This window comes from Micromonospora aridisoli (assembly GCF_056150025.1).
This window is the reverse complement of the sequence record NZ_JAXCFK010000075.1, coordinates 1-635: the sequence shown is the minus strand read 5'-3', so window position 1 is coordinate 635 and position 635 is coordinate 1. Positions and strand designations below refer to the sequence as shown.

The window sequence follows — 635 nt, the reverse complement described above, 5'->3', positions numbered from 1 at the left end:
GGAAATGGGCGAAGCCAAGGGTATCAAATACCGCCTTGATGCGCCGTTGGAAAAGATCGTCAAAAATGATGATGGAACTGTCACAGTCCACTTCAAAGATGGCGGCGAACCGCAAACCGCCGACGTTATCATGGTCGCCACAGGTCGTGTCCCCAAAAGTGGCGATATGGGCTTGGAAGAAGTTGGTGTCGAGCTGGATAAATCAGGCGCCATCGCTGTTGGCGACGATAACAAATCCAACATAGATAGCATTTATGCTGTGGGTGATGTAACCAACCGTGTACAACTCACGCCGGTTGCCATTCGCGAAGGCCATGCTTTTGCGGACACCGTATTTGGCAATAATCCACGCACTATTTCTTATGACAACATCCCATCAGCTGTTTTCTCTAGCCCACCGATTGCTGCGGTTGGTTTGACGGAAGACGAGGCTCGTGAAAAGTTTGGCGATGATATCAAAGTTTACAAGAGTGACTTCCGTCCGATGAAAAACGTGGTTTCGGGACGAGAAGAACGTGGTCTCTATAAGATGATCACCCAAGGCCCCGATGAAACCGTCATTGGCCTGCATATGATTGGACCAGAAAGTTCAGAAATCCTGCAAGGCGCTGCAGTCGCCGTGGTAGGCGGGATGC

At 50.4% G+C, this 635-nt stretch carries 1 protein-coding gene; it reads left to right on the top strand.

Annotated elements, in window-relative coordinates:
* Positions 1 to 635 (top strand): FAD-dependent oxidoreductase (locus SM447_RS29415; protein WP_474576124.1); only part of this gene is annotated, 635 nt, incomplete at both ends.